Raw genomic sequence first — 1293 nt, forward strand, 5'->3', positions numbered from 1 at the left:
GTCGCGCGGCGCGAGCGCCATCAGCGTCGCAATTGCCGTGCGCAAGGTCATCTCGCCGTAGCCTTGCAGCCTCACCGCCTCTTCTGGGTCGGATGTCATGCGAGCTCATCCCTCATGGCGCGAAGTGGCGCGCGATGGTGAATGCCGCCGCCGCGCAAACGACCAGCGTGGAAACCGCGCCGGCCACGCCGCGCGCGAGATGGGCTCGCCTCAGGTGCCTGGTCATGATTTTGCTCCATGCTCTCCATGGAAATGGCGGCCGCGGAACTTGGTTCCTTGCGCAGCTTCGAATCGCGAGGTCCTGGCTACTTCCGCAGCAGCTCGCTCAATGCCGCCGTCGCCTCGGCGCAGCGGATGTCGTCGATCTCGCGCGACAGGTTGAGCGCCCGCGATTTCAGTTCGTCGATGTTCCAGCTTTCCGGGTGCTGGTTTTCGAGCTGACTGAGACGCTTGTTCAGGTCGTCCAGTCTGGTCTGGAGCTGCCCGATGCTGGCGGCTCCATTCACTTTCCAAACGCGTTGTGCACGCATCGTAGTTCCCCTGCTTGTCTCACGGCGTTGTGAGCGGGGTTCGTGGCCGCATTGGGAGTTTCTTTTGTCCGGCGTCTGACGGTGGGGAACCGTTGCAGATTGGCAACGCGAATCCATGCGCGTCGCAGACGAGAGAGCGTTTTCCAGCGAAGCGGAGACCGGTTCGCGTCAAGAAAACGCGTCAAAATCCAGAGCCCCGTTCCGATTCCATCAGAACGGGGCTCTGGAGCTATCGCGCCATCGCCCGGCCCGCCTGCAGGTCGCGTGGCCAGGTCGGGCCGGGACGATTCGCATCAGGCGGCGTGGGGCCACTCGGTCGATTGTTTCTCGAGGCGGCTTTCCAGGATCGTGATGCTGACCTGGATATTGTCGCGCCGGACCCTCAGGTTCAGCGCGAGCATCGGGTAGGCCGGGTTCTTTGGGTCGGAGATGCCGGCCTTCCGCTCTTCCTCCAAAATGTCGGCGTCGAGCATCTGCGTGCGCYAACGCAGATCGGAAATCAGGGCGTGGAGCTGTGTCGGGATGGTCGCTTCGAAACGGGACGTCGGTTGCATRCGATYGCCTCACTATGAGACAGACCCACCATGGATCTGAGGGATTGACTGTCGTTCAGCAAGGACGATGCCAGCATGCCGGCCGGGCGAGCCGGTCTGCGCGTCGCGGTTCTCACCTCCGCGCCGGCAGGCACTGGCTGTGTCGGCCGCCTGTCAATCTCCTTGCGCAAAAATATTCCACTTTACCGAAATTCGGAAATGGCGTATGT

General features: G+C 62.4%; 2 protein-coding genes. Both read right to left on the reverse strand.

Annotated features, from left to right (window positions below):
* Positions 1 to 305 precede the first annotated feature (305 nt).
* Positions 306 to 530 (reverse strand): hypothetical protein, encoded by a 225-nt coding sequence (locus ACXJL8_RS41390; RefSeq protein ID WP_456622951.1) that lies wholly within the window; start codon positions 528 to 530, stop codon positions 306 to 308.
* A gap of 293 nt (positions 531 to 823) precedes the next feature.
* Positions 824 to 1084: a hypothetical protein gene (locus tag ACXJL8_RS41395; RefSeq protein ID WP_456687071.1), complete on the reverse strand. Its 261-nt coding sequence runs from the start codon at positions 1082 to 1084 to the stop codon at positions 824 to 826.
* Positions 1085 to 1293 lie beyond the last annotated feature (209 nt).

Source organism: Bradyrhizobium sp. P5_C11_2 (genome assembly GCF_054049755.1).

What these genes read in the sequence shown, in the direction of transcription:
- ACXJL8_RS41390 (WP_456622951.1), bottom strand. Translation starts at nt 530, where the DNA reads ATGCGTGCACAACGCGTTTGGAAAGTGAATGGAGCCGCCAGCATCGGG.